This window comes from Variovorax sp. YR216, assembly GCF_900107745.1.
GTDB lineage: Bacteria > Pseudomonadota > Gammaproteobacteria > Burkholderiales > Burkholderiaceae_C > Variovorax.
Window position 1 is genome coordinate 109,120 of the sequence record NZ_FNRO01000017.1, and the last position, 26,433, is coordinate 135,552.

Annotated in this window: 23 protein-coding genes and 1 pseudogene; 19 read left to right on the forward strand and 5 right to left on the reverse strand. The window is 68.1% G+C overall.

From position 1 onward, the window contains the following. The first annotated feature begins 99 nt into the window (after positions 1-99). The 12 genes from BLW05_RS28890 (at position 100) to BLW05_RS28945 (ending at position 14,923) form a co-directional block, all read left to right on the forward strand. The gene (locus BLW05_RS28890; protein WP_093167125.1) at positions 100-1,719 is read left to right on the forward strand and encodes a 6-hydroxynicotinate reductase; all 1,620 of its coding nucleotides are present in this window, start codon (positions 100-102) and stop codon (positions 1,717-1,719) included. Between the two features lie 2 nt (positions 1,720-1,721). Then, entirely contained in the window at positions 1,722-2,645 is a 924-nt protein-coding gene (locus BLW05_RS28895; RefSeq protein WP_093167127.1) for a UPF0280 family protein, read from the forward strand. 21 nt (positions 2,646-2,666) lie between these two features. After that, positions 2,667-3,308 (forward strand): amino acid synthesis family protein, encoded by a 642-nt coding sequence (locus BLW05_RS28900; protein ID WP_093167129.1) that lies wholly within the window; start codon positions 2,667-2,669, stop codon positions 3,306-3,308. A 43-nt stretch (positions 3,309-3,351) separates the two neighbouring features. After that, a complete protein-coding gene (locus BLW05_RS28905; protein ID WP_093167131.1) occupies positions 3,352-3,936 on the forward strand; it encodes an amino acid synthesis family protein in 585 nt (194 codons plus the stop codon). A 49-nt stretch (positions 3,937-3,985) separates the two neighbouring features. Next, on the forward strand, positions 3,986-5,197 hold the full coding sequence (locus tag BLW05_RS28910; RefSeq protein ID WP_093167134.1) for an ABC transporter substrate-binding protein: 1,212 nt from the start codon (positions 3,986-3,988) through the stop codon (positions 5,195-5,197). 24 nt (positions 5,198-5,221) lie between these two features. Next, a complete protein-coding gene (locus tag BLW05_RS28915; protein ID WP_093167136.1) occupies positions 5,222-7,138 on the forward strand; it encodes an ABC transporter permease in 1,917 nt (638 codons plus the stop codon). Further along, the gene (locus BLW05_RS28920) at positions 7,135-7,938 is read left to right on the forward strand and encodes an ABC transporter ATP-binding protein (protein WP_093167138.1); all 804 of its coding nucleotides are present in this window, start codon (positions 7,135-7,137) and stop codon (positions 7,936-7,938) included. Before BLW05_RS28915 ends, BLW05_RS28920 begins: the two co-directional genes overlap by 4 nt. Then, positions 7,935-8,669 (forward strand): ABC transporter ATP-binding protein, encoded by a 735-nt coding sequence (locus BLW05_RS28925; RefSeq protein WP_093167140.1) that lies wholly within the window; start codon positions 7,935-7,937, stop codon positions 8,667-8,669. The genes BLW05_RS28920 and BLW05_RS28925 overlap by 4 nt, the downstream gene beginning before the upstream one ends. A 28-nt stretch (positions 8,670-8,697) precedes the next feature. Continuing rightward, a complete protein-coding gene (pncA, locus tag BLW05_RS28930) occupies positions 8,698-9,429 on the forward strand; it encodes a bifunctional nicotinamidase/pyrazinamidase (RefSeq protein ID WP_093167142.1) in 732 nt (243 codons plus the stop codon). Positions 9,430-9,433: 4 nt separating this feature from the next. Beyond that, positions 9,434-9,922 carry a (2Fe-2S)-binding protein gene (locus BLW05_RS28935; RefSeq protein WP_093167145.1) on the forward strand — a complete coding sequence of 163 codons (489 nt, stop codon included), beginning with the start codon at positions 9,434-9,436 and terminating at the stop codon, positions 9,920-9,922. Beyond that, a complete protein-coding gene (locus tag BLW05_RS28940; RefSeq protein ID WP_093167147.1) occupies positions 9,919-13,644 on the forward strand; it encodes a molybdopterin cofactor-binding domain-containing protein in 3,726 nt (1,241 codons plus the stop codon). Before BLW05_RS28935 ends, BLW05_RS28940 begins: the two co-directional genes overlap by 4 nt. A gap of 94 nt (positions 13,645-13,738) precedes the next feature. Further along, complete coding sequence (locus BLW05_RS28945) at positions 13,739-14,923, forward strand: fumarylacetoacetate hydrolase family protein (RefSeq protein WP_093167149.1); 1,185 nt, start codon at positions 13,739-13,741, stop codon at positions 14,921-14,923. A 133-nt stretch (positions 14,924-15,056) separates the two neighbouring features. Here BLW05_RS28945 and BLW05_RS28950 read toward each other — a convergent pair whose 3' ends face one another. The 3 genes and pseudogenes from BLW05_RS28950 to BLW05_RS28955 form a co-directional block, all read right to left on the reverse strand. Continuing rightward, entirely contained in the window at positions 15,057-16,277 is a 1,221-nt protein-coding gene (locus tag BLW05_RS28950) for an MFS transporter (RefSeq protein ID WP_093167151.1), read from the reverse strand. Between the two features lie 27 nt (positions 16,278-16,304). Next, a pseudogene (locus tag BLW05_RS36885) lies at positions 16,305-16,881 on the reverse strand (ATP-binding protein); the annotation flags it as partial. Beyond that, complete coding sequence (locus BLW05_RS28955) at positions 16,775-17,848, reverse strand: YifB family Mg chelatase-like AAA ATPase (RefSeq protein ID WP_371126982.1); 1,074 nt, start codon at positions 17,846-17,848, stop codon at positions 16,775-16,777. The pseudogene BLW05_RS36885 and the gene BLW05_RS28955, both read right to left, overlap by 107 nt. A 163-nt stretch (positions 17,849-18,011) precedes the next feature. Here BLW05_RS28955 and BLW05_RS28960 point away from each other — a divergent pair, with 163 nt between their 5' ends. From BLW05_RS28960 to BLW05_RS28995, 7 genes are all read left to right on the forward strand, one after another. Further along, positions 18,012-18,869 carry a TorF family putative porin gene (locus tag BLW05_RS28960; RefSeq protein WP_093167206.1) on the forward strand — a complete coding sequence of 286 codons (858 nt, stop codon included), beginning with the start codon at positions 18,012-18,014 and terminating at the stop codon, positions 18,867-18,869. A 62-nt stretch (positions 18,870-18,931) separates the two neighbouring features. Next, positions 18,932-19,270, forward strand: coding sequence for a P-II family nitrogen regulator (gene glnK / locus BLW05_RS28965; protein ID WP_088955064.1), 339 nt, complete (start codon positions 18,932-18,934; stop codon positions 19,268-19,270). A 27-nt stretch (positions 19,271-19,297) separates the two neighbouring features. After that, positions 19,298-20,839 carry an ammonium transporter gene (locus BLW05_RS28975; protein ID WP_177142849.1) on the forward strand — a complete coding sequence of 514 codons (1,542 nt, stop codon included), beginning with the start codon at positions 19,298-19,300 and terminating at the stop codon, positions 20,837-20,839. 175 nt (positions 20,840-21,014) lie between these two features. Further along, positions 21,015-21,935: an SMP-30/gluconolactonase/LRE family protein gene (locus BLW05_RS28980; RefSeq protein ID WP_093167157.1), complete on the forward strand. Its 921-nt coding sequence runs from the start codon at positions 21,015-21,017 to the stop codon at positions 21,933-21,935. 137 nt (positions 21,936-22,072) lie between these two features. Then, the gene (gene glcE, locus BLW05_RS28985; RefSeq protein ID WP_093167159.1) at positions 22,073-23,170 is read left to right on the forward strand and encodes a glycolate oxidase subunit GlcE; all 1,098 of its coding nucleotides are present in this window, start codon (positions 22,073-22,075) and stop codon (positions 23,168-23,170) included. Positions 23,171-23,176: 6 nt separating this feature from the next. Then, positions 23,177-24,409, forward strand: a complete 1,233-nt coding sequence (glcF, locus tag BLW05_RS28990) for a glycolate oxidase subunit GlcF (protein WP_093167161.1) — start codon at positions 23,177-23,179, stop codon at positions 24,407-24,409. 86 nt (positions 24,410-24,495) lie between these two features. Beyond that, positions 24,496-24,918, forward strand: a complete 423-nt coding sequence (locus tag BLW05_RS28995) for a carboxypeptidase-like regulatory domain-containing protein (RefSeq protein ID WP_093167163.1) — start codon at positions 24,496-24,498, stop codon at positions 24,916-24,918. A 16-nt stretch (positions 24,919-24,934) separates the two neighbouring features. Here the strand turns inward: BLW05_RS28995 and BLW05_RS29000 are convergent, their stop codons facing one another. After that, positions 24,935-25,420, reverse strand: coding sequence for a glutathione peroxidase (locus tag BLW05_RS29000; protein ID WP_093167165.1), 486 nt, complete (start codon positions 25,418-25,420; stop codon positions 24,935-24,937). Next, positions 25,417-26,319 carry a DMT family transporter gene (locus BLW05_RS29005; protein ID WP_093167167.1) on the reverse strand — a complete coding sequence of 301 codons (903 nt, stop codon included), beginning with the start codon at positions 26,317-26,319 and terminating at the stop codon, positions 25,417-25,419. Before BLW05_RS29005 ends, BLW05_RS29000 begins: the two co-directional genes overlap by 4 nt. Positions 26,320-26,433 lie beyond the last annotated feature (114 nt).

Below are 26,433 nucleotides of genomic sequence, written 5' to 3' on the forward strand. Positions count from 1 at the left end.
AAAGTTTAGGGAATGCTACACAAACGGCAACTTCGGCACAAGCGGGCAACGGGCACGGTTGTTGCACTCCCGCCGGCCTGAATTTCACGAGATCCCGCGATGACCGAACACACGAAAACAGACGGACTGCCCGGCATGGACATGCCCGTGATGCCCGACGTCGCCGGCCGCTCGCCGCTGCGCAACGAGAAGATGAGCACGAGCAAGGTCGAGTGCAATGCCTGCCCGGTGCTGTGCCAGATTTCCGAGGGGCGTACCGGTGCCTGCGACCGCTACGCCAACCGCGAGGGCGTGCTGGTGCGGGTCGATCCGGTCGTGCTGCTGCGTCGCGAACTGTCGGGCGAAACGCCGGTGCTGGTGCCTTTTGCGCAGGCGAGCGCAGAAGCCGCCAGCGAGGCGGGCGCCGAGGAACAGGCGCCGGACTGGAACGGCGATCTCCTGCACAGCGACGAGGTCTTCGTGACCGGCGTGGGTTCCTCCACCACCTATCCCGACTACAAGCCCGCGCCCTTCATCATCGGCTCGAAGGCCAACGGCGTGGACATGGTGACGGTGGTGACCGAAGGCATCTTCAGCTACTGCAGCTTCAAGGTGAAGATCGACACCGACCGCTTCCTGGGCGCCGAGCAGGCCAACGTCCGCTACAAGGGCGAAGTGGTCGGCCATGTCACCACCGCCGAATACGGCTCGCAGATGCTCTCGCTCGGCGGCGTGCATCACCTCACCGGCGGCAGCAAGAAAGAGGGCCGCATGACCGCCGAGCTGATGCAGCTGCTGGGCAACAAGAAGGCGGTCGAATGCGTGATCGACGGCGGCGCGAGCATGGTGATCCAGGCCGGCCGCGCACCGATCGTCAACGGCGTCGAGGAGCAGCGCATGCGCGTGGGCTGCGGCTCGGCGGCGATCGGCATCTTCGCGCGCCAGCTCTTCGGTCATGCGGATGAAGTGGTGGTGGTCGACGACCACATCACGGGCGTGCTCACCGAGCACCAGGCGGGGCGCTGCCTCGACATGCCGGCCTCGGGCATCCAGATGCGCGGGCGAAAGTCCACGCCGGGGCGCTATTTCCAGGTGGCGAATCCGGGCACCGGCTGGGGCGGGACGGACATCAGCGATCCGCTGTCGATCATCGAAGGCTGGGAAGAGGGCGTCGCACGCCCCGGCCTCAAGCTGCTGATGACCTCGACCACCGGCGAGCACGCCCAGTGGTACGTGCTCGACGAACAGCTCCGTCCCGTCGAGCAGGAGATGCCCGAGGAGGTGCGCCGCATCGTCGAGCGCATCCGCGAGAACTGCGAGCCGTCGCTGTGCACGGTGCTCTTCCTCGGCGGGGCGGGCGGCAGCCTGCGTGCGGGCGTGACCGAGAACCCGGTGCTGCTCACGCGCGCCATCAAGCGCGCGCTGGTCAACGTGACCTGCGGTGGCGCGCCAGCCTATGTATGGCCGGGTGGCGGCATCACGGTGATGGTCGACGTGATGCGCATGCCCGACAACAGTTTCGGCACGGTGCCGACGCCGGCGATCGTCGCGCCGATCGAATTCAGCATGCGCCGTGACGACTACCAGGCGCTCGGCGGCCACATGGAGCATGTGTTCTCGCTCGAGCAGGCGCTTGCGCGTGGTGCCTGGCACAACGACGGCGCACCGATCTCGCGCCAATGGCTGCGCATCGACGCAGCCAATCCCTGGCCGCTTGGCCAACCCCCCATGCTGGGCTAAACATGGCAGCCGAACGCACCGCGCTCGACGGTGGTCGCTGGCATCTGAATCACGGACCCATCGACATCGTGGCCGAAGCGCATGGCGATGCGGTGGAAGTGGCCGTGGCGCACGAACACGCATGGCGACGCTTTCGCACGATCCTCGATGAACTCGTCGGCGAACTGTCGCTGCTGCGCCAGCCCGTCGGCGCCGATTGCGCACTGCGCGGCTCTGTTGCGCAACGCATGTGGCAGGCCTGCGCGCCGTTCAGCGCGGGCTTCATCACGCCGATGGCCGCAGTGGCCGGAGCGGTCGCGCAGGAACTCATCGGGTGCTTCGATCGGCCCGGCATCGAGCGCGCGTGGATCAACAACGGCGGCGACATCGCGCTGCATCTCGCGCCGGGCCATTCGGTGCGCGTCGGCCTCTTTGCCGATCTCGCGCGCTTCGACCTGCGCGATGCCGGTCCGCTCACGACCGACGGTCAGTTCGAGATCGCCGCCGGGATGCCGGTGCGTGGCGTCGCGACCAGCGGCTGGCGTGGGCGCAGCTTCTCGCTCGGCATCGCGGACAGCGTGACCGTGCTCGCCGCGACCGCGGCGCAAGCGGATGCGGCCGCGACAGTGATCGCGAACGCGGTGAATGTCGATGACCCCGGCATCCAGCGTCTTCCGGCCAATGAATGCAAGGACGACAGCGACCTCGGCGACCTGCCGGTCACGCGCCATGTCGAGATGCTTGCGCCCGCGCAGGTGCGCAGTGCACTCGATGCGGGCGTCGCGCGCGCAGAAGCCCTTCAGCGCATGGGTCTCGTGTGGTCGGTTGTGCTGGTTTGCCAGGGGCAATGGCGCATGGTGCAGCCCTTAAGCTCGCAGGAGACGACGCTGTCGCTGCAGAGGGCGCCCACTGGCATCGGCGATGCAGTTGGTTCAGTATTTGCTTAACGAAAAGCAGGACTTGATTTCATGATCGATATACGCCGTGTCTTCACCCAGGTCGAGCACATCCACCACGAGTTCGGCCCCCGTGCCGCAACGCCGCTGGTGCGTGGTGCGATCGCCGCGGTGCTGACCAATCCCTTCGCGGGCCGCTACGAGCCCGACATCCTTCCGATGATGAAGTTGCTCGATCCGGTGGGCCTCGACATGGCGCACCGGCTACGCGCCGCGATGGACGTGCCGGTCGAGCGCATTGCCACCTACGGCAAGGGCGCGATCGTCGGTGCGGCCGGCGAACTCGAACACGGCGCGCTCTGGCATGTGCCCGGCGGCTATGCGATGCGCGAGCTGCTCGGCTGGAAGGGCGACCGCGATGCGTACCGCCAGGGCAAGGCCGAAGAAAAGACCGGGCAGCCCGGCAACGCGCTCGCGATCGTGCCGTCGACCAAGAAGGTCGGCGCGCCCGGCACCACGCTCGATGTGCCGCTGACGAACATCAACGCGAGCTATGTGCGCGGGCAGTTCGACGCCTTCGAGGTGCGCGTGCCTGGCGCGCCGGCGGCCGACGAGATCGTCTTCATCCTCGCGATGAGCACCGGCTATCGCGTACACGACCGCGTGGGCGGACTTCGTGCCGAAGACATCAGCAAGTGGGACGGCCTGCGCTGAGCCAATCCCTTTCGCATCCAGAGACAGACAAGGAACAGAACCCATGAGTGCCAACATCCGCAAGCTCGTCGTGCAGGTCGATGAGACCCGCAAGGAAATGGGCAAGACCATCGAGCCGCCCACGCGCCGCGCCGTCGCGATCGCGGTGATCGAGAACCCCTACGCAGGCCGCTACAGCGAGTCGCTCGACGAGCTCATCAGTATCGGCGAAGAGCTCGGCGCATTGCTCGGGCAGAAGGCCGTTGCCGCGCTCGGCATCGAGCCCGGCCAGGCCCAGAGCTACGGCAAGGCCGCGATCGTCGGCGAGTCCGGCGAGCTGGAGCACGCCGCTGCGATCCTGCACCCCAAGCTCGGCGCACCGCTGCGCGTGGCGGTGGAGAAGGGCGCCGCGCTGGTGCCGTCGGCCAAGAAGCGCGGCACGCTCGGCACCGCGATCGACGTGCCGCTCGGCCACAAGGATGCCGCCTTCGTGCGCAGCCATTTCGATGCCATCGAAGCGCGCGTGTCGGATGCACCGCGCGCCAACGAGATCGTCGTCGCGGTCGCGGTGACCGACAGCGGCCGTCCGCTGCCCCGCATCGGTGGCCTGCAAGTGTCTGAAATCAAGGGCGTCGACGGTCTCCGTTGAGCCGCATGCCACCATTCGTTTCTCTGCAATAAACCCCGAGGAGTTTTCGATGACCCCACTGCGTTTCGCCTTCACCGCGGCCGCCGTCGCCACGCTCGTCACCGCCCTTGTCCCTGCGCATGCGCAGGGCGTGATCAAGATCGGCGAGATCAACAGCTACAAGGCACAGCCGGCCTTCCTCGAGCCCTACAAGAAGGGGATGGAGCTCGCGGTCGACGAGATCAATGCCGCGGGCGGCGTCAACGGCAAGAAGATCGAGTTGATCAGCCGCGACGACAACGCCAACCCCGGCGATGCGGTGCGCGTGGCCGAAGAGCTGGTGTCGCGCGAGAAGGTCGACATCCTCGCGGGCACCTTCCTGTCGAACACTGGCCTGGCCGTCGCCGACTTCGCCAAGCAGAAGAAGTTCTTCTTCCTCGCCGGCGAGCCGCTGACCGACAAGCTCACCTGGCAGGGCGGCAACGCCTACACCGTGCGCCTGCGCCCCGGCACCTACATGCAGGCAGCGATGCTCGTGCCCGAGGCCGCCAAGCTCAAGAAGAAGCGCTGGGCCGTCGTGTACCCCAACTACGAGTACGGCCAGTCGGCGGTTGCTGCGTTCAAGCAGTTGCTCAAGGCTGCGCAACCCGATGTCGAGTTCGTCGCCGAACAGGCCACGCCGCTCGGCAAGGTCGATGCGGGCAGCGTGGTGCAGGCGCTTGCGGATGCCAAGCCCGATGCGATCTTCAACGTGCTGTTCGGCGCCGACCTCTCCAAGTTCGTGCGCGAAGGCAACACGCGCGGCCTCTTCAAGGACCGTGACGTGGTCAGCGTGCTGACCGGCGAACCCGAGTACATGGACCCGCTGAAGGACGAAGCGCCCACCGGCTGGATCGTGACCGGGTACCCGTGGTACGGCATCACCACGGCCGACCACAAGAAGTTCGAACAGGCCTACCAGACCAAGTTCAAGGACTACCCGCGCCTCGGCTCGGTGGTGGGCTACAGCATGATCAAGTCGGCCGCCGCGGGCATCGCCAAGGCCAAGAGCACCGAGCCTGACAAGCTGGTCGCGGCCTTCAAGGGCCTGCAGGTGGACACGCCCTTCGGCAAGATCACCTACCGCGCCGAGGACAACCAGTCCACCATGGGCGCGTTCGTCGGCCGCACCAAGAACGAAGGCGGCAAGGGCGTGATGGTCGACTACGTCTACCTCGACGGGGCCGACGCGAAGTACCAGCCTTCCGCTGCCGAGATCAAGAAGTCCCGCGCGGCGGACTGACTGAGCAAGTGAGGCGAACGGGTCATGAGCTTCTCCGGTTTCATCGTCCAGCTTCTCAACGGGCTGGCGAGCGCGTCGTCGCTGTTTCTCGTCGCGGCGGGGTTGTCGCTGATCTTCGGCGTCACGCGCATCGTGAACTTCGCGCATGGCTCGTTCTTCATGGTCGGCATCTATGTCGCCTACACGCTGGTCGACCGGCTGGGCGGCGGCATGGGCTTCTGGCCCGCGCTGGTGCTTGCGGCGATCGCGGTCGGCGTGCTCGGCGCATTGATCGAGGTGGTGCTGCTTCGGCGTATCTACAAGGCGCCGGAACTCTTCCAGCTGCTCGCGACCTTCGCGCTCGTCCTCGTCATCAAGGACGCGGTGCTGTGGTTCTGGGGGCCGGACGAACTGCTTGGCCCGCGCGCGCCGGGGCTCGCGGGCTCGGTGTCGATCCTCGGGCGGCAGTTTCCTTCGTATGACCTGTTCCTGATCGTCGTCGGGCCGGTGGTGCTCGGCCTAGTGTGGATGCTGCTCACGCGCACGCGCTTCGGCACGTTGGTGCGCGCCGCGACGCAGGACCGCGAGATGGTCAGCGCGCTCGGCGTCAACCAGGCGTGGCTCTTCACGGCGGTGTTCGCGCTCGGCGCGCTGCTGGCGGGACTCGGCGGTGCGCTGCAACTGCCGCGCGAGCCCGCGACGCTGGAGATGGACCTCAACACCATCGGCGCGGCCTTCGTGGTCGTGGTGGTGGGCGGCATGGGCTCGATCCCCGGTGCCTACGTCGCCGCGCTGCTCATCGCCGAGATCAAGGCGATCTGCATCTGGCTCGGCGTGGTCGATGTGTTCGGGCTCAGCGTGTCGTTCTCGAAGCTCACGCTGGTGGTCGACTTCCTCGTCATGGCGGTGGTGCTCGTGTGGCGTCCGTGGGGGCTGTTCGGCCGGCCGCAGGCGCCGAGCCGCTACGTCGGCATGCAGGAAGAGCCGCTGCGCCGCCCGAGCAAGATCTATCTCATCGCCGCGGCCGTGTTCGGGCTGGTGCTCGCCGCCATGCCGCTGATCACGGCCGACTCGCCCTACACCACGGTGCTGATGATCGACCTGATGATCGCGGCGCTGTTCGCGACCAGCCTGCACTTCATCATGGGCCCGGCGGGCATGCATTCCTTCGGCCACGCGGCGTACTTCGGCCTCGGTGCCTACGGCGCCGCGCTGCTGGTGCGCGCGAGCGGCATGCCGATGGAGCTTGCGCTCATCGTCGCGCCGCTGGTGGCCGCGGTTGGCGCATTCGTCTTCGGATGGTTCGCGGTGCGGCTCTCTGGCGTGTACCTCGCGATGCTCACGCTGGCCTTTTCGCAGATCACCTGGGCCGTCACCTACCAGTGGGACAGCTTCACCGGCGGCAGCAATGGCCTGACCGGCGTGTGGCCTTCCGCGTGGCTGTCGGACAAGCGGGCCTACTACTGGCTCACGCTGCTGCTGGTCGGCGCGGGCGTGCTGTGGCTGCGCCGGGTGCTTTTCTCGCCCTTCGGCTATACGCTGCGCGCGGGCCGCGACTCGGTGCTGCGCGCGGATGCGATCGGCATCGACGTCAAGCGGATGCAGTGGGCCGCGTTCGTGATCGCGGGCGTTGCCGCCGGTCTCGCCGGCGCGCTCTACGCGTTTTCCAAGGGCAGCATCTCGCCGGAATCGCTCAGCGTGGGCAAGTCGGTCGACGGCCTCGTGATGGTGCTGCTCGGCGGCATCCAGACGCTGGCCGGTCCGGTGGTCGGCGCGGTGACCTTCACCTGGCTGCACGACACTGTCGCGCGCAACACCGACTACTGGCGCGCCATGCTGGGCGGGATCATCCTGCTGCTGGTGCTGCTGTTCCCGCAGGGCATCGCCGGCTTCGCCAAGCAGCTCTTCGATCGCAAGCGGCACGCCGAGGAGGCCGCCGAACTCAAGGAAGCGAAGGCATGAGCCTCCTGAAAGTCACTGAACTCGGCAAGTCCTTCGGCGGCGTGAAAGCCGTCGACGGCATCAGCTTCGATCTCGCGCCGGGCGAACTGCTGGCGCTGATCGGTCCGAATGGCGCGGGCAAGTCCACCACCTTCAACATGGTCAACGGGCAGCTCAAGGCCGATCGCGGCTCGATCCTGCTCGATGGCCAGGAACTCGTCGGCAAGAAGCCGCGCGAGATCTGGCGCCTGGGCGTGGGCCGCACCTTCCAGATCGCGGAGACGTTTGCCTCGCTCACCGTGGTCGAGAACGTGCAGATGGCGCTGCTATCGCACGACCACAAGCTGTTCTCCACCTGGCGGCGCGCGGCCGATCACAAGCGCGACGAGGCGCTCGCGCTGCTCGACCAGGTCGGCATGAAGTCGCAGGCCGACCGGCCGTGCAGCGTGCTCGCATACGGCGACGTGAAGCGGGTTGAACTCGCGATCGCGATGGCCAACAGCCCGAAGCTGCTGCTGATGGACGAGCCCACCGCCGGCATGGCGCCGAAGGAGCGCAACTCGCTCATGGCGCTGACCAAGCAGCTCGTCATCGATCGCGGCATGGCGGTGCTCTTCACCGAGCACAGCATGGACGTGGTGTTCGCGTACGCCGACCGCATGATCGTGCTCGCGCGCGGACGCTTGATTGCGCAGGGCAAGCCGCTGGAGATCCGGGACCATCCGAAAGTGCAGGAGGTCTACTTCGGCAGCGGCAAGACCTTCGAGAAGATCGCAGAGAAGGCGGCCGCGGTGAATGCGGCTGTGGGAGAGGCCGCATGAGCTCGCATGAAATGTTGCTCGAAGCCAAGGCCCTGTGCGCCTGGTACGGCGCGGCGCAGATCCTCTACGACGTGGACCTCGAAGTGCGCCGGGGCGAAGTGGTCGCGCTGATGGGCCGCAACGGCGCGGGCAAGTCCACCACGCTCAAGGCGTTGATCGGCATGCTGGCCAAGCGTCGCGGTGCGGTGCGATTCCTCGGCCACGACATCTCGAAGGCCGAGCCGCATCACGCGGCGCGCCTCGGCCTCGGCTTCGTCCCCGAAGACCGGCGCGTGTTCACCGACCTCAGCGTGATGGAGAACCTCGAAGTCGGCAAGCAGGCCGCGCGCCGCTGGAGCGATGGCACGGATGCCCCGCTGTGGACGCCCGAGCGCCTGTTCAAGCTATTCCCGAACCTCGGCGAGATGCCCAACCGCCCCGGCGGCCGCATGAGCGGCGGGGAGCAGCAGATGCTCACCGTGGCGCGCACGCTGATGGGCAACCCGTATCTCGTGCTGCTCGACGAACCCTCCGAAGGCGTCGCACCGGTCATCGTCGAGCAGATGGCGAACATGATCCTGGAGCTCAAGGCGCAGGGCGTGAGCATCCTGCTGTCGGAGCAGAACATGCATTTCGCCGAGCTGGTGTCGGACCGCGCGTACGTGCTCGAGAAGGGCCAGATCCGCTACCAGGCCACCATGTCCGAGCTCGCTGCAAACGACGAAGTGCGGCGTGCCTATCTGAGCGTTTGAATCCTTTCATCAACCCGAGGAGCGAAACATGCACAACACCCAACGCAGATCCCTCTTGAAGTCGGCCGCAGCCCTGGGGCTGATCGGCGGTCTCGGCGCTTCGGCGCCGCTGTTCGCGGCGGCCAGGATCAAGCCCGGCGCCAACGCGGCGCTGATCGTGGTCGATGTGCAGAACTGCTTCGTCGACGGCGGCACGCTGCCGGTGAAGGGCGGTGCGGAAGTGGTGCCGCTGATCAACAAGCTCGCGGGCTCGTTCGAGAACATCGTGGTCACGCAGGACTGGCACACGCAAGGCCATGCGTCGTTCGCCAGCGCGCACGAGGGCAAGAAGCCGTTCGAATCCACCAAGCTGAGCTATGGCCAGCAGGTGCTGTGGCCCGACCACTGCGTGCAGGGGACCGACGATGCCGCGCTCCACAAGGACCTGAAGCTGCCGACCGCGCAGATCATCATCCGCAAGGGCTTCCACAAGGACATGGACAGCTACTCGGCGTTCGAGGAAGCGGATCACAAGACCGCGACCGGTCTCGGCGGCTACCTCAAGGCGCGCGGCATCAAGACGGTGTTCGTGACCGGGCTGGCCACCGACTTCTGCGTGGCATGGACCGCGATGGATGCGCGCAAGGCCGGCTTCAATGTCTACGTGATCGAGGACGCCACGCGCGCCATCGATCTCAACGGCTCGCTCGCTGCGGCGTGGAAGCAGATGAGTGCGAAGGGCGTCAAGCGCATCCAGTCCTCCGACATCGAGACCGTCTGACTCCGTGCACCGAACACCCGGGTTCGCACTGACGGTCAACGGAAGCCGCGTCGAGCTGGTCGCGTCCCGCGAGGCGACGCTGCTGCATGTACTGCGCAACGACCTGGGGCTCAACGGCCCCAAGTACGGTTGCGGGCTCGGGCAGTGCGGCGCCTGCACCGTGTGGGTCGACGGGGTTGCCGCGCGCTCGTGTGTGATTCCGGTGCATGGCGTCGCTGGGCGTGAGATCACGACGCTCGAAGGCCTCGGGTCGCGCGCGCGTTGGCATCCGGTGCAGCAGGCCTTCGAAGACGCGCAGGCCGCGCAGTGCGGCTACTGCCTCAACGGCATGGTGATGCAGGCGGCCGCGCTGCTCGCGCGCGAGACGAATCCGAGCGAGGCGCGCATCCGCAGCGAGCTCTCCGGCAACCTGTGCCGTTGCGGCACGCATGTGGAAATCACGGAAGCGGTGCGGCGCGCCGCGCAATCGATGGCCGGAGGCGCCGACTCGTGACGCGGCGTGCCGACCAGCCACGCACGCGCAGCGAATTCCTGAATGCCGACGGCGTGCTCGTCGTCGTGCGCGAAACGCCGCCCGCGCCGCCGCAGGCCAAGGGGCAGCCCACGCTGATCGCGGGCAATCCGGCCGAAGGGCCGGAAGTGCTGCTCGCGGTCTGGGACGACGGCAGCGTCACCGCGCTGAATGGCCATGTCGACCTCGGCACCGGCATCCGGACCGCGCTGTCGCAGATCGTGGCCGAGGAACTCGACGCGCCGCTCGCGCAGGTGCGCATGGTGCTGGGCGACACCGCGCGCGCGCCCAATCAAGGCGCGACCATCGCGAGTGCATCGATCCAGATCCATGCCGGCCCGCTGCGCCACGCGGCGGCGCAAGCGCGTGCGTGGCTCGTCGCACAGGCGTCGGAGCGGCTCGGCGTGCAGCCTTCGCTGCTCACGGTGCAGGGCGGCCGCGTGCACGCGGGGGACGATCCGACGTTCAGTCTCGGATTTGGCGAACTGGTCGCCGGTGCGCGCACCGTGCTCGAACTCGATACCGTCTCGCGGCTGAAGGATCCCGCCGACTACCGCATCGTCGGCAGCCGCGTCCCGCGCGTCGACATTCCGGCCAAGCTCGCCGGCGAACTCGTCTTCGTGCACGACATGCGCGTGCCCGGCATGCTGCACGGACGCGTGGTGCGCCCGCCCTACGCGGGCGCGGACCACGGCGAGTTCATCGGCAACACGCTGGAGTCGGTCGATGAATCGTCGATCGCGCACATTCCCGGCATCCGCGCGGTTGTGGTCATTCGCGACTTCGTCGGCATCGTCGCGGAGCGCGAGGAGCACGCAGAACAGGCGCTGCGCGAACTGCGCGTGACCTGGAAGCCGTGGCCCGGGCTCCCGTCGCTCGATGATCTCGAAGGCGCGCTGCGCGCCAATCCCGCGACGCAGCGCCTGCTGGTCGACGAAGGCGACGTGGACGCCGCGCTCGCCAGCGCCGCGCAGCCGATGCCGCGCACTTATGTGTGGCCGTATCAGATGCACGCGTCGATCGGTCCGTCCTGCGCGCTCGCACACTGGGCGCCCGACGACGAAGGCTTCGGCTTGCGCGTGTGGGCCGGTTCGCAGAACCCGCATGTGCTGCGCGCCGATCTCGCGAAGCTCGTGGGCCTCGAAGACGTGCAGATCGACGTCGTGCGCATGGAAGCGGCCGGCTGCTACGGCCGCAACGGCGCGGACGATGTCGCTGCCGATGCGGCGCTGCTGTCGCGCGCGGTGGGTGCGCCAGTGCGGGTGCAGCTCACGCGCGAGCAGGAGCATGCGTGGGAACCCAAGGGCGCGGCGCAACTGATGCAGGTGCGCGGCGGGCTCGACGCGGACGGCAACGTCGCTGCGTACGACTACGAGACTTCCTATCCGTCGAACGGCGCGCCCACGCTCGCGCTGCTGCTGACACGCACCGTCGAACCGGTGGCGCAGGCCTTCGAGATGGGCGACCGCACCGCGCGGCCGCCCTACACCTACGGCAACCTGCGGGTGAAGGTCAACGACATGGCGCCGATCATGCGCGCCTCGTGGCTGCGCGGCGTCTCGGCGCTGCCCAGTTCATTTGCGCACGAATCGTATGTCGACGAGCTGGCGACTGCGGCCGGTGTCGACCCGGTCGCGTTCCGGCTGCGCCATCTGCACGATCCGCGCGCGGCGGATCTGGTGCGCGAAACGGCACAGAAGGCCGGCTGGCGCATGCGAACCGGTCCGCAGGAGGATGCAGACGGCGATCATCCTTCGAGGCCCGCTGACGCGCGCGTGGGCCCGGGCGGCGACATCCTCTTCGGCCAGGGCTTTGCTTACGCGCGCTACGTGCACAGCAAGTGGCCCGGCTTCGGCGCGGCGTGGTCCGCATGGGTCGCGGATGTCGAGGTCAACCGCAAGACCGGAGAGGTGCATGTGCGCCGCGTGGTGGTCGGGCACGACGCGGGGCTGATGGTCAACCCGGCTGGCGTCGAGCACCAGATCCACGGCAACGTCATCCAGACCACCAGCCGCGCGCTGAAGGAGCGCGTGCGCTTCGCATCGCAGCAGGAGCCCGGCACGCAATTGCAGCCGGGTGTTTCGCCTTCGGGGGTGGTCGCGAGCCGCGAGTGGGGCAACTACCCGATCATCAATTTCCGCGAAGTGCCCGTCATCGAGGTCGTGCACATGCAGCGGCCCGGCGAGCCGCCGCTGGGGGCGGGCGAATCGTCGTCGGTGCCGGGCACGGCGGCGATTGCGAATGCAATCTTCGACGCCACGGGGGTGCGCTTTCGCGCGCCGCCGTTCACGCCGGAAGTGGTGCGGGCGGCGCTCAATCCGCTGCCCGCGCCGGACGAGGGCGCGCAAACGACCGTGCCGCGTGCCGAGCCGCCTGCCGACGCGCCATGGCCTCGCCGTCGCGGGCTCTGGGCCGGCGCAGGCGCACTGCTCGTCGGCGCTGTCGGCGTGGTTGCCGGACTGCTCGGATGGCGCCCGGCGATCGCGCCGGTGGCGTTCAGCGCGCCGGCCTACAGCGAAGCGACGATCGAACGCGGCCGCATGCTCGCGGCGCTGGGCGACTGCGCCGTCTGCCATACCGCGCCGGGCGGCGCGCCCCATGCCGGCGGGCGCGCGATGGAAACCCCCTTCGGCACGATCTACACCACCAACCTCACGTCGGATGCGCAGACCGGCCTGGGCCGCTGGTCGTTCAGTGCCTTCCAGCGCGCGATGCGCGAGGGCATCTCGCGCGATGGCCACCACCTGTATCCGGCCTTTCCGTACACCGCCTTCGCGAAGACCAGCGACGACGATCTGCAGGCGCTCTACGCGTACTTCATGTCGCTGCCCGCGGTGCGGGCCGAAACGCCGCCGGCCGAGCTGAAGTTCCCGTTCAGCGCTCGCCCGCTGATGGCGGGGTGGAACGCGCTCTTCCACGATCCCTCCCCGATGCAGCCGGTGGCCGCGCAGAGCGCCGAGTGGAACCGCGGCGCCTACCTCGTGAACGGCCTTGGCCACTGCGGCGCCTGCCATACGCCGCGCAACGCACTGGGCGCGGAGCAGGGCGGCGCAGCCTTCCTGTCCGGCGCGATGGTGGACGGCTGGGAGGCGCCGGCCCTGACGTCGCTTTCGACGTCGGCGGTGCCGTGGAACGCCGATGCCCTTTACGGCTACCTGCGGCATGGCCACGCGAAGCATCACGGCGTCGCGGGCGGCCCGATGGCGGAGGTGGTGCGCGAACTCGCCGTCGTGCCCGACGCGGACATCCGCGCGATGGCGACCTACCTCGCCTCGTTCAACCCCCGGGTCCCGGAGGACGCCGCCGCCGCGCAGGCGCAGCAGGCCGTTGCCCGGGCGGCTGCCGGCCAGGGCCGCCTGCTCGGCACCGGCCAGCGCATGTTCGAAGGCGCCTGCGCCGCCTGCCACCACGATGGCGACGGCCCCACGCTGCTGGGCGTGAACACGCCGCTCGCGCTCAACAGCAATCTCACGAGCGCACGGCCCGACAACCTGCTGCGCACCATTCTCGAAGGCGTGCGCGAGCCGGCCTCGCGCGACATCGGCTTCATGCCGGCCTTCAGCGATGTGCTCGACGACGCGCAGGTCGCAGAGCTCGCCGGCTACATGCGCGCCCGCTTCGCACCGCAGGAGCCGGCGTGGCAGGACCTGCGCGGCAGCGTCGCGCGCGTGCGGGCCACGAGCGGCGCCCACGCGACGCCCTGAGGCTTCCTGAGGCGCCACGAAATCGGCGTCGCCCGGTACGATCCGCAAACGCAAGAGGCCGAGCGACCGGCCCACCACCCTTGGAGACTCCCGCATGACTTCGACGCTTTCACCCGCCCAGTCCCTGCCTCGCGATGCCGCGCGCGCCACGCTCGTCGGCCGGCTCTGGATGCCGGACATCGGCCCGGTGCTGGTGGCGGTGCGCGAAGGCGGGCTGCACGATCTCTCGCGCGTCGCGGCGACGATGAGTCAGTTGCTGGAGCTCGATGATCCGGTCGGCGCGGTGCGCCAGGCGCTGCGCGACGAAATGACGCCGCGCGTGGCGTCGCTGGAAGCGGCGCTCGCCAACAGCGATGAATCGAGGCGCGACACCCGGCACCCGTGGTTGCTCGCGCCCTGCGACCTGCAGGCGGTGAAGGCCAGTGGCGTCACCTTCATCGCGAGCCTGCTGGAGCGCGTGATCGAGGAGCAGGCGCGGGGCGATGCGTCCAGGGCGGAGTCGATCCGCGCGGCGCTCGGCGGCGTGCTCGGCGACAACCTGGCCGGCATCGTGCCGGGGTCGCCGCAGGCCGCGAAAGTCAAGGACGTGCTGATCGCGCAGGGTGCCTGGTCGCAGTACCTCGAGGTCGGCATCGGGCCCGACGCTGAAATCTTCACCAAGGCGCCGGTGCTTTCGGCGGTGGGCACCGGCGCGGATGTCGGCATCCACTCGGGCTCGGCGTGGAACAACCCCGAGCCAGAAGTGGTGCTGGCGGTCAACAGCCGCGGCCAGACGCTCGGCGCCGCACTGGGCAACGATGTGAACCTGCGCGATTTCGAAGGCCGCAGCGCGCTGCTGCTGGGCAAGGCCAAGGACAACAACGCCTCGTGCGCCATCGGCCCGTTCATCCGGCTGTTCGACGAGCACTTTGGCATCGACGACGTCCGGCGCATCACGGTGGGCCTGCGGGTGGTAGGGCCCGAGGGCTTCACGCTCGAGGGGTCGAGCTCGCTGTCGAAGATCAGCCGCGATCCGCTCGACCTCGTGTCGCAGGCGCTCGGCCCGCATCACGCCTATCCCGACGGGCTGATGCTGTTCCTTGGAACGATGTTTGCGCCCACTCAGGATCGGCATGGCCCCGGCCAAGGCTTCACGCACGTGGTGGGCGACCGGGTGACGATCTCTGCACCCGAACTCGGCGCGCTGGAGAACCGTGTCGTGCATGCCGAGAACGCGGCACGGTGGACCTTCGGCATCGGTGCGCTGATGCGCAATCTGGCCGGGCGCGGGTTGATTTGATTCACCCCCAGGCTCGCGCACTTCGTGTCGCTCTCCACCCCCTTCCAGGGGGCAAACCCGGTGGCCCGGCGGAGCCGGTTCCACGGGTTTTCTGGCTTCGGACTCTGGCGCTTTGGCCGTTGGAGGCGGCGGGTCAGCTTCGGCCCAGCCGCCAGCGCTGCGCCCCCAGCAGTGCGAAGACCCCGACCACGCTCGCCACGAGCAGGACCCAGAGGCCGGTCGTGTAGCCGCCCGCGGGCGTCCACAGCAGCCCGAGCAGCAGCGGCGCCAGCGCGCGGGCGATCGCGCTCGGCAGCCCGAGTGCCCCGTTGAGCGTGGCCACATGCTCGCGATCGACGTACTGCGCGATCGCCGTGCCCTTGACGATCGTCAGCATTCCGTTGCCCATCCCGTAGAACAGCACGAACCACAGCGCCGCCGCCGGATGCCCCGCGCCTGCGATCAGCGTGACGAGGCCGAGCGGAATCAGGCACGGGATCAGCCGGTTCGCGAGATGCAGGTCGAAGTGATGCTCGAAGAAAAAGAGCAGCACACGCCCCAGCACCTGCATGAGCCCGATGCTCGCCGGCACCGCAATCGCCCAGGCTTCCGGCAGCCCCGCGCCGCGCAGCAGGGTCACCATGTGCGGCGGCAGCGCGGCGGTCACGGCCATCAGTAGCACGGTGAAGGCGCCGACCATCAGGAAAGGAACGCTGCGCACGTAGTGCGCTGCCGGTCGCGTTGCCGGGCCGGCATGGGCGCCCGATCGTTGCGCGGGCTCGGACGCATGGCGGAGCAGATGCGCGTGCAGCGGCGCGCAGACCACGAGATGGATCGCTGCCAGCACCCACAGCGCATGCCGCCACCCGAGCTGTGCGATCAGCCACGCACCCAGCGGGATGAAGACCGTGCTCGCCAGTCCGCCAAGAAAGGTCAGCGTGATGATCGCGCGCCGGAAGTCGTTCGGAAAGCGCCGCGTGACGATCGAGAACACCGGGTTGTAGAGCGTTGCCGCCAGCGCGCCGCCGAGCAGCAGCCACACCGCGTAGAACGCGGCGGCGCTGTCGATGAAGCTGTGAAGCAGCAGCCCGGCCGCGATCAGCAGCGAGCCGCCGGTCATCACCGCGCGCTCGTGGCCGCGATCGATCCAGCGGCCCACCGGCCATGCCATCACGCCTTCGGCCAGCAGCGCGAGGCTGAAGGCCAGCGATGACTGGGCGCGGCTGAGGCCGAGTTCGCGCTCCACAGGCTCCATCAGCAGCGCGAAGACGTAGAAGACACTGCCCCAGGTGATGAGCTGACCCACCGAGAGAAGGGCGACGAGGCGGCGGTCGTAAGGCGTGGGTGGGAAGGTTGTTGTTGCGGGCGCGCCCATGCCGCCGACTTTAGCGGCCCTGTCCGTTCAGCCTGCCGCCTTCAGCGCACGCCGGTATTGCACCGCTTCGGCGACGTGCGCGACTTCGACGCGCTCCGATCCGGCCAGATCCGCGATGGTGCGCGCGACCTTCAGCGCGCGGTGCGTGCTGCGCGCCGACCAGCCCAGCTTGGCCGCCGCCGTGTGCATGAACTTCAGCGCATCGGGTGCGAGGGACGCGTGGCGGTCGATCTCCGCGCCCTGCAGCGCATGGTTGGTCCTGCCCTGTCGCGCCAGGGCGAGAGCGCGTGCGTGGACCGCGCGCTCACGGATGGCTTCGGTCGACTCGCCCATGGGTGCGTTCAGCAGTTGCTCGGCAGAAACCGCCGGCACTTCGATGTGCAGATCGATGCGGTCGAGCAGCGGGCCGCTGAGCTTGCCCTGGTAGCGCGACACCTGGTCCGGCGTGCAGCGGCAAGCCTTGAGCGTCGAGCCCAGATAGCCGCAGGGGCAAGGGTTCATTGCCGCGACGAGCTGAAACCGCGCCGGGAACTCCGAGCGCCGTGCGGCGCGCGAGATCGTGATGGTGCCGGTCTCCAGCGGCTCGCGCAGCGCTTCGAGTGCGGCACGCCCGAATTCGGAACTCGTCGAGAAACAGCACGCCATGGTGCGCGAGCGAGATCTCGCCCGGCCGGCCGCGGCGGCGAGCCGCCGCCGACCATCGCGACGGCGCTGGCGGTGTGGTGCGGGCTCGATGTCGGCCGGCACATCCACCGCTCGGTCGAGAAGCGGCCGCCGAGGCTGGCGACCGCGGCGCTTTCGAGTGCCTCCTGCACGTCCATCTCCGGCAACAGGCCGGCGAAACGTTGCGCCAGCATTGACTTGCCGGAGCCGGGCGGGCCCACCATCAACAGGCTGTGGCCGCCGGCGGCGGCGATCTCCAGTGCACGTTTGGCGCCGGCGTGTCCTTTCACGTCCGCGAGATCGGCGTGGCGTGCGCTGGGGGCCCGTGGCGGCGGAATCACCTTTGCCCAACCGTCGATGCCCGAACCGGCCTGAACCGTCTCGCTGCCGGCGGGGAGGAACTGCTGCACCACATCGAGCAGATGCCGCGCCGCATAGACCTCCGCGTCGGGCACGAGCGAGGCTTCCTGCGCGCTCTCGGCCGGCAGTACCAGCTTCGTTGCCACACCCCGCGTGTGCAGCGCCAGCGCCATCGCCAGGGCGCCGCGCACCGGCCGCAGCTGCCCGGACAGCGACAACTCGCCCGCGAACTCATGGCCGGCGAGCCGGGCCGCATCGATCTGCCCGCTTGCCGCCAGGATGCCCAACGCGATCGGCAGATCGAATCGCCCCGAGTCCTTCGGCAGGTCCGCCGGGGCGAGATTCACGGTGATCCGCTTGTTGTTCGGGAATTCGAGACCGGCGTTCTGGATTGCCGACCGCACGCGCTCGCGCGCTTCCTTCACTTCCACATCGACCAGCCCGACCAGCGTGAAGCTGGGCAAACCGTTGGCCAGATGCACCTCGACCGTGACGCTGGCGGCTTCCAGGCCCAACAGCGCGCGGCTTTGCACCAAACACAGACTCATTGAACTCCCTGTCACCAAGATGGTGCATCCATCTTTTCTTGTTCATTACGACGTACATGCCTCGCGCAACCTTTGTTAACCGGTCTTTGAAACGCATTGGCACGCTCCCTGCTTTGAGGTGGTTTCAAACCACTTTCAAAACACTCCGAGGAGTCACTCGATGATGCACCGCAAATCCGACCAGATTCTGGCCGTGATCGCCCTAGCCACTTTGCCGATGATCGCGAGCGCGCAAAGCACCGACGCAAGCGCAGCGGCGCCGGCACCCAATCTCACGGGCAATGTCTCTGTGACCACGAACTACAAGTTCCGTGGCCAGGACCAGGACGTCCTCGGGCGCAACGACTACGCCAAGACCAGCTGGTTCAAGCCCGCCATCCAGGGCGGTCTCGACTACGCTTTCGGCGACAGCGGCTTCTACGTGGGCAACTGGAACTCCAGCGTCAACTGGCTCAAGGGCAACTCCGTCGAGATGGACTTCTACGGCGGCTACAAATTCAAGGCCGGCATCCTCGATCTCGACGTCGGCGTCTACCAGTACTACTACCCCGGCAACACCGCGGGCAACACCACCGAGATCTACGGCGGGGCTTCGTGGAGCGACGAGAAGATCGGCACCTTCGCCGGCAAGTATTCGTGGACGGTCTCCAAGGACTACTTCAACTACGCCGGCCATCAGGGCGGCTCGGGCCTGGACGGCCAGAACACCGGCTACCTGAACCTGTCCTACACGAAGGAGATCTTCCCCAAGGTCACCTTCAAGACCGCGGTGGGCTACACCTTCCTGAGCAGCGACATCCGCAGCCTGGGCTACAAGAGCTTCTTCGACTACAGCGTCGGCGCTTCCTACGACTTCGGCAGCGGCCTGTCGCTCACCGGCTCGGTGCAAGGCGCCACCGAGCAGAGCGCCTTCAACCTGATCGCCGAACCCGGCGTCGAGATCAACGGCGTCACTTACGGCCAGACCACCTTCTCGCCGAACAAGCCGAGGTTCATCCTCATGCTGACCAAGACGCTCTAGTAGTCCCCGCGGACGCGGCCCCCACAGGCCGCGCCGATTCCATCCATCTGTAGGAGAACATCATGAAGCTGGTCACAGCCATCATCAAACCCTTCAAGCTCGACGAAGTGCGCGAGGCGCTTTCGGCCATCGGCGTGCAAGGCATCACCGTCACCGAGGTCAAGGGCTTCGGCCGCCAGAAGGGCCACACCGAGCTGTATCGCGGCGCGGAATACGTCGTCGACTTCCTGCCCAAGGTCAAGATCGAGGCCGCCGTGGCCGACGAGCTCGTCGAGCGCGTGATCGAAGCCGTCGAAGGTGCCGCGCGCACCGGAAAGATCGGCGACGGGAAGATCTTCGTCTACGACCTCGAGCAGGTCGTGCGCATCCGCACCGGTGAAACGGGCCGCGAAGCTCTCTGAAACGCAAGGCACGAAAGACATACCGAAATGAAAAAATTCCTTGTATCGCTCGCGCTCGGATTGAGCGTGCTGGCTGCCGGTACATCCGGCTTTGCGCAGACAACTCCCGCCGCGCCCGCAGCGGCAGCGGCTCCCGCCGCGGCACCCGCGGCGCCGGCTGCTGCTGCACCTGCGGCCGCACCCGCTGCGGCAGCGCCCGCAGCCGAAGCGGCGGCGGCGCCTGCCGCTCCCGCGGCGGCCCCCTCGTTCAACAAGGGTGACGTCTCCTGGATGATGGTGTCCACGCTGCTGGTCATCATGATGACCGTGCCCGGCCTGGCACTGTTCTACGGCGGCCTGGTCCGCAGCAAGAACATGCTGTCGGTGCTCATGCAGATCATGGTCACCTTCTCGATGATCGTGGTGCTGTGGATGATCTACGGCTACAGCCTGGCGTTCACCGAGGGCAATGCGTTCATCGGCGGGTTCGACCGGCTCTTCATGAAGGGCATCTTCGATCCGGCCACCGGCGTCTTCGCACCGGGCGCGACCTTCAGCAAGGGCGTGTACATCCCCGAGCTGCTGTTCGCCGCCTTCCAGGCCACCTTCGCGGGCATCACCTGCTGCCTGATCGTCGGCGCCTTCGCCGAGCGCATCAAGTTCTCGGCCGTGCTGCTGTTCATGGCGATCTGGTTCACCTTCAGCTATGCGCCGATCGCGCACATGGTCTGGTTCTGGATGGGCCCGGACGCCTACACCGGCAAGGAAGTGGTCGACCAGATGAACGACAAGGCCGGCCTGATCTGGCAGTGGGGCGCGCTCGACTTCGCGGGCGGCACCGTGGTGCACATCAACGCGGCCGTTGCCGGCCTGGTGGGCGCCGTCCTCGTGGGCAAGCGCATCGGCTACGGCAAGGAAGCCTTCACGCCGCACTCGCTGACGCTGACCATGGTCGGTGCCTCGCTGCTGTGGGTGGGCTGGTTCGGCTTCAACGCCGGTTCCGCCCTTGAAGCCGGCACCAGCGCCGTGCTCGCCTTCATGAACACCTTCTCGGCCACCGCCGCCGCCGTGCTCGCATGGTGCCTCGGTGAAGCCATGATGCGCGGCAGGGCGTCGATGCTCGGTGCCGCATCGGGTGCCGTCGCCGGCCTCGTCGCGATCACGCCGGCCGCCGGCAACGTCGGCCTGATGGGCGCGATCGTCATCGGCCTGGTCGCCGGCTTCGCCTGCCTCTGGGGCGTCAACGGCCTCAAGAAGCTGCTCGGCGCGGACGACTCGCTCGACGTCTTCGGCGTGCACGGCGTCGGCGGCATCGTCGGCGCGCTGCTGACCGGCGTGTTCAACACCCAGGTGCTCGGCGGCCCCGGCCTCGTGGGCGACTGGGTCACGGCCACCGTCACCTCCAACGGCATCGGCGCACAGGTCTGGATCCAGCTCAAGGGCGTGGTGCTGACCATCGTGTGGTCGGGCGTCGTTGCCTTCATCGCCTACAAGATCACCGATCTCACGATCGGCCTGCGTGTGAGCGAAGAAGAAGAGCGCGAAGGCCTCGACATCACGGCCCACGGCGAAACCGCCTACAGCCGCTGAGGACGGACGGGCCGCCCATCTCGATCGAGGCGATCGCGGCCCGTTTCATACCGCAACAGTTTTCTCGACAAGATTTCGTTTTTTCGCTGCGAGGTTCTCCTCTGGATGTTCGACCCGCCAGCGCTTCGGCGCCAGCGGGTCTTTTTTTGTCCCGATTTGCCTCTAAGCTGGCGCCATGTGGACCACACTGACTGACAGCCTGAGCCAACTCGGTGAATCGCCGTTCTGGCATCCGCTCGAACGCTCCCTCTACTGGCTCGACATCCCCGGCCGCGCCGCCGTGCGTACGCGCGGCGACATCCACAACCCGACCATCGAGCGATGGGACATGCCCACCGAGCCCGGCTGCATGGCGCCCGCGCGAAGCGGCGGCGTGGTGATCGCGCTGCGCGACGGCATCTACCGCGCACGCGAATGGGGCGGCACGCTCAAGGCGATGGCGCGCGTGGATCACGACGTGCTCAAGATGCGCTTCAACGACGGCAAGTGCGATCCGCTCGGCCGCTTCTGGGCGGGCACGCTCAACGAGGCGAAGGACGGCGCGATCGCCGCGCTCTACTGCCTCGACGCACGGGGCGGCCGGGCGCCCACGCTCAAGCAGATGGCGAACGAGGCGACCACCGGCAACGGCCTCGCGTTCTCGCCCGATGCCGACACGCTGTACTGGGCCGACACCGCCGCGCATCGCGTGGTCGCGTGGACCTGGGCGGCGCGGGTCAACACCCTGTCGCGGCAACGCGTGTTCCAGCAGTTCGATGAAAAGCCGCCCGGCTGGACGCCCGAGTCGCCGCTGCGCTACCAGGGCCGCCCGGACGGCGCGACGGTCGACGCCGAAGGCCACTACTGGGCCGCGATGTTCGAAGGCGGCCAGTTGCTGCGTTTCGCGCCAACGGGTGAACTGGTCGCGTCCCTGCCGACGCCGGTGCAGTGCCCGACCATGCCGTGCTTCGGCGGCGATGACCTGCGCACGCTGTTCGTGACCACCGCGCGGCGGGGCAGGCCGGCGGCGGAGCTCGAGTTGCGCCCCGCGTCGGGCCATGTGTTGGCGACGCGGGTCGCCACGCCCGGGCTGCCAGTCAACTTCTTTGAGGACTGACGGACCCTTCTTCAACCGGGAACCCCGCGGAACCGGCTTCGCCGGGCCGCTGGGGTTGCCCCCGGAGAGGGGGTGCAGAGCCACACGAAGTGGGCGAGGTTGGGGGAGAACGGTTGGTCGGAGTTAGGATCGCCGCCATGGATCCAGCCCTTCGCCAGATCACCGAGCGCATTCGCGCTGCCGCCTCCGAGGGCACGATGCTGTCCATTCGTGGCGGCGGCACCAAGGACTTCTACGGCGAGCCGCCGCAGGGCGAGCCTCTCTCCACGCTCGGGCTCACCGGCATCACCAGCTACGAACCGAGCGAACTGGTCGTCACCGTGCGTGCCGGCACGCCATTGGCCGAGCTCGAAGCGGCGCTCGCAGAAAAAGGCCAGTGCCTCGCCTTCGAGCCGCCGCGCTTCGCCGATGGCGGCACCGTCGGCGGCATGGTCGCCGCGGGGCTCAGCGGGCCTTCGCGCGCGAGTGTCGGATGTGTGCGCGACTACGTGCTCGGTGCGGTGCTCGTCAATGGGCGTGGCGAAGCACTGACCTTCGGCGGGCAGGTGATGAAGAACGTCGCGGGCTACGACGTCTCGCGCGTGCTCGCGGGGTCGCTGGGTGTGCTTGGCGTCATCGCCGAAGTCAGCCTCAAGGTGTTGCCGGTGGCGCCCGCCGAAGCCACGCTGGAGTTCGCGTGCACGCAGGCCGATGCGCTGCGGCTGCTCAATGAATGGGGCGGCCGTCCGCTGCCGCTCAACGCGAGCATCTGGCGTGAGCGCGATGGGGCCGGCTTTCTCTCGTTGCGTTTGCGCGGGGCCGTGGCTGCTGTCGAAGCGGCCTGCACGCACCTCGGCGGCGAGCGCCAAGACCCGGCGCAATCGGCCGCGGGATGGCAGTCGCTGCGCGACCACCGGCATCCCTGGTTCACGCGCCATGCGGAGCACGACCTCTGGCGGCTCTCGGTGCCCCAGACCGCGCCCGTGCAGGGCATTGCCGGCGCGCCGATGGTCGAGTGGCACGGCGGCCAGCGCTGGTATCTCGCGCCGCCGGATCAGCGCCCGCAACTCCGCGCGGCGGTGCAGGCGGCAGGCGGGCATGCGACCCTGTTCCGACCGTCGGACGCGCACGGCCATCGCGTGCTCGGTCGCTTCGATGCGCTCAGTGCGCCTGTGGAGCGCATCCATCGCGCATTGATGCAGGAGTTCGATCCTCACGTCGTCTTCCATCGCGGACGGCTCTACCCGGCAGCCTGAACCCCCATGCAGACCGAACTCGCCCCCGAATTCAAGAACACGCCCGAAGGTCGCGAAGCCGAGGCGATCCTTCGCAAATGCGTGCACTGCGGTTTCTGCACCGCGACCTGCCCGACCTACCAGTTGCTCGGTGACGAGCTCGATGGGCCGCGGGGCCGCATCTATCTCATCAAGCAGGTGCTCGAAGGCAAGGCGCCGACGCAAAGCACGCAGCTTCATCTCGACCGCTGCCTGACCTGCCGCAACTGCGAATCGACCTGCCCGAGCGGCGTGCAATACGGCCATCTCGTCGACATCGGCCGCAAGATCGTCGAGGACAAGGTGCCGCGCCCGCCGCTCGACAACGTCCTGCGCTGGACGCTCAAGGAGGGCCTGACCTCGGCGCTCTTCGCGCCTGCGATGAAGCTCGGGCAGTCGGTGCGCGGACTGCTGCCCGCGAAGCTCAAGGCCAAGGTGCCTGAATCACGGCCGGCGGGCGCATGGCCCTCCCGCACGCATGCGCGCAAGATGCTGATGCTCGCGGGCTGCGTGCAGCCGGCGATGTCGCCCAACATCAACAGCGCGACCGCGCGCGTGCTCGATGCGGCCGGCATCCAGGTGGTGGTAGCGTCCAATGCGGGTTGCTGCGGCGCGATCCGTTTCCACCTCAACGACCACGACGGCGGCAAGGCGCAGATGCGCGCGAACATCGATGCGTGGTGGCCGCAGGTCGAGAAGGGCGAAGTCGAGGCGATCGTCATGAACGCCTCGGGCTGCGGTGTCACGGTGCGCGAGTACGGCCACATGCTCAAGGACGACCCGACCCATGCGGAAAAGGCCGCACGCATCAGCGCGATCACGCGCGACCTGAGCGAGCTGCTGCCCGACATCGCGCCCACGCTGAAGCCGCGCGTCAAGCCGCCGGTGGGCCTGGTTGCCTATCACCCGCCGTGCACGCTGCAGCACGGCCAGAAGCTGCGCGGCGGCGTCGAAAAGCACCTGCGCGCGCTCGGCTTCGACGTGCAGGTCGCGCAGAACGAATCGCACCTGTGCTGCGGCTCGGCGGGCACCTATTCGGTGTTGCAGCCGGAGCTGTCCTACAAGCTGCGCGATCGCAAGCTCGGCCACCTGAACCAGCTCCAGCCGACCGCCATCGTGTCGGCCAACATCGGGTGCATCACGCACCTGCAGAGCGGTAGCGAAGTGCCGGTGCGCCACTGGGTCGAACTGCTGGACGAGGCCCTCGCGCCGGCAGCCTGATCGCACAAGGACTGGGGGTCTGGTCTGACCCCGCGGGCGCCGGCGCGGCGTGAACATTCCCGGGTGTTCACCACGGGAGTGATTCCATGAAGCGAACTTCCATCCAGACTCTCGCACGCGCCGCCACGGTGTGCGTGTGCGCCCTTGCGCCGTGGATGGCGCAGGCCCAGACACCGGTCCTCGCGCCCTCGATGAAGACCCTGGGCGAAGCCCGCTACGTGTGCGGCGGCGTCGGCGCCGAGGAATCGAACGCGATGCGCGCCGCGATGAAGGACCATCCGCTGTCGCTGCTCTTCGCCCGCGCGAGCGGCGCCTACCTGGCGGACGTGCAGGTCACGGTGACGGATGCGCAGGGCAGCACCGCGCTGTCGATGCGCGCCGATGGGCCGGTCTGCCTCGTGGACCTGCCGGCTGGCCGCTACACGGTCGCGGCGGCGAGCGAAGGCGTGACCAAGTCGCAGGTGGTGTCGCTGGGCAACGGCTCGAAGGTGGCCGACTTCCGCTTCTGACCTGAGGGCGCGGGCCTCAGGCCGCGAGCGCGGCCTCGATGTCCGCGCCGATGGATTCGGGCTTGTCGATCGGCGCGTAGCGCTTGATCACCTGCCCGTCCTTCCCGACCAGGAACTTGGTGAAGTTCCACTTGATCGCCGTGCTGCCGAGAAAGCCCCGTGCTTCCTTCACCAGCCACTTGTAGAGCGGCGCCGCGCCTGCGCCGTTGACCTCGATCTTCTCCATCATCGGAAAGCTTACGCCGTAGTTGCGGGTGCAGAAGGCGCCGATTTCCTCGTTGGTGCCCGGGTCCTGATGGCCGAACTGGTTGGACGGGAAACCCAGCACCGTCAGCCCCTTGGGGCCGTACTTCTCGTAGAGCGCTTCGAGGCCCGCGAACTGCGGCGTGAAGCCGCACTCGCTCGCGGTGTTGACGATGAGCAGCACCTTGCCCTTGAACTCGGAAAGCGAAACCGGTTTGCCGTCGATCTGCCGGGCTTCGAAGTCGTAGACGCTGGTCATGGAGATTCTTTCTGGAGTGCGGACTGCCCATCATCCGCGTCACCGGGCGACCGCGCAAACGCCGACCAGGCGGCCGCGATCACGATCAGCGCGCCACCGATCCAGATGCGCGCGCCCATGGTCGCCGCGCCGAGGGCGACCGACGACACGCTGGCGAACAGCACCTCCGACAGCATGATCACCGCCGTCACGTTGCCCGCGAGCCGCGCCGCGCCGTACTGCAGGCAGATGTTGGCGAAGACGAAGGCGGTCCCGAGCACCGCGGCCCATCCCCACCAGCCGGTTTCGGTCCACGGCGGCGCGGGCATCGCGCCCAGCGCGGTGCCGGCAATCGCGGTCGTGCCGGCCACCAGCGCGCAGCCCGCGAACATCGCCAGCGCCCGGGATTCGCCCGGTGCATGGCGCATGCCGCGCAGCAGGATGTTCGTGACCGCGAAGCAGAAGCCGGCGGTCACGCCGAGCCAGTCCGGCAGGCTGGACGGCACCGGCCAGTCGACCTCCGGCGTCTTCAGCACCACCGCCACGCCGACCAGCGCCAGCGCGACGCGCGCCAGGGCCGAAGCGGTCGGGCGCTCGCCGAGCAGCATCCACGCGAGCAGCACGCTCCACAGCGGCATCAGGTAGAACAGCAGCACCACGCGCACCACGTCGCCCTGCGTGACCGCCCAGTTGAACCCGACATTGGTCAGTCCCGCCGCCAGCCCGAGCAGCATCAATCCCGGGTGCAGCACGAACATGTGCCACATGCTGCGGCGCAGCACCGCCATCACCGCCGCGATCGCGACGTAGACCATGAAGGTCGTCCACACCGGATGCAGCCCATGCGCCTCGATCTGGCGAAATGGAATCCATGAAACGCCCCAGACGAAGGCGTTGAACACAAGCGCAAGCGCAGCCAAAACCGTACGACCCGGAAAAAATCAGAGACCAGAAATCCCGCGGAACCGGCTTTGCCGGGCCGCTGGGATTGCCCCCTGGAAGGGAGTGGAGAGCGACACGAAGTGCGCGAGCCT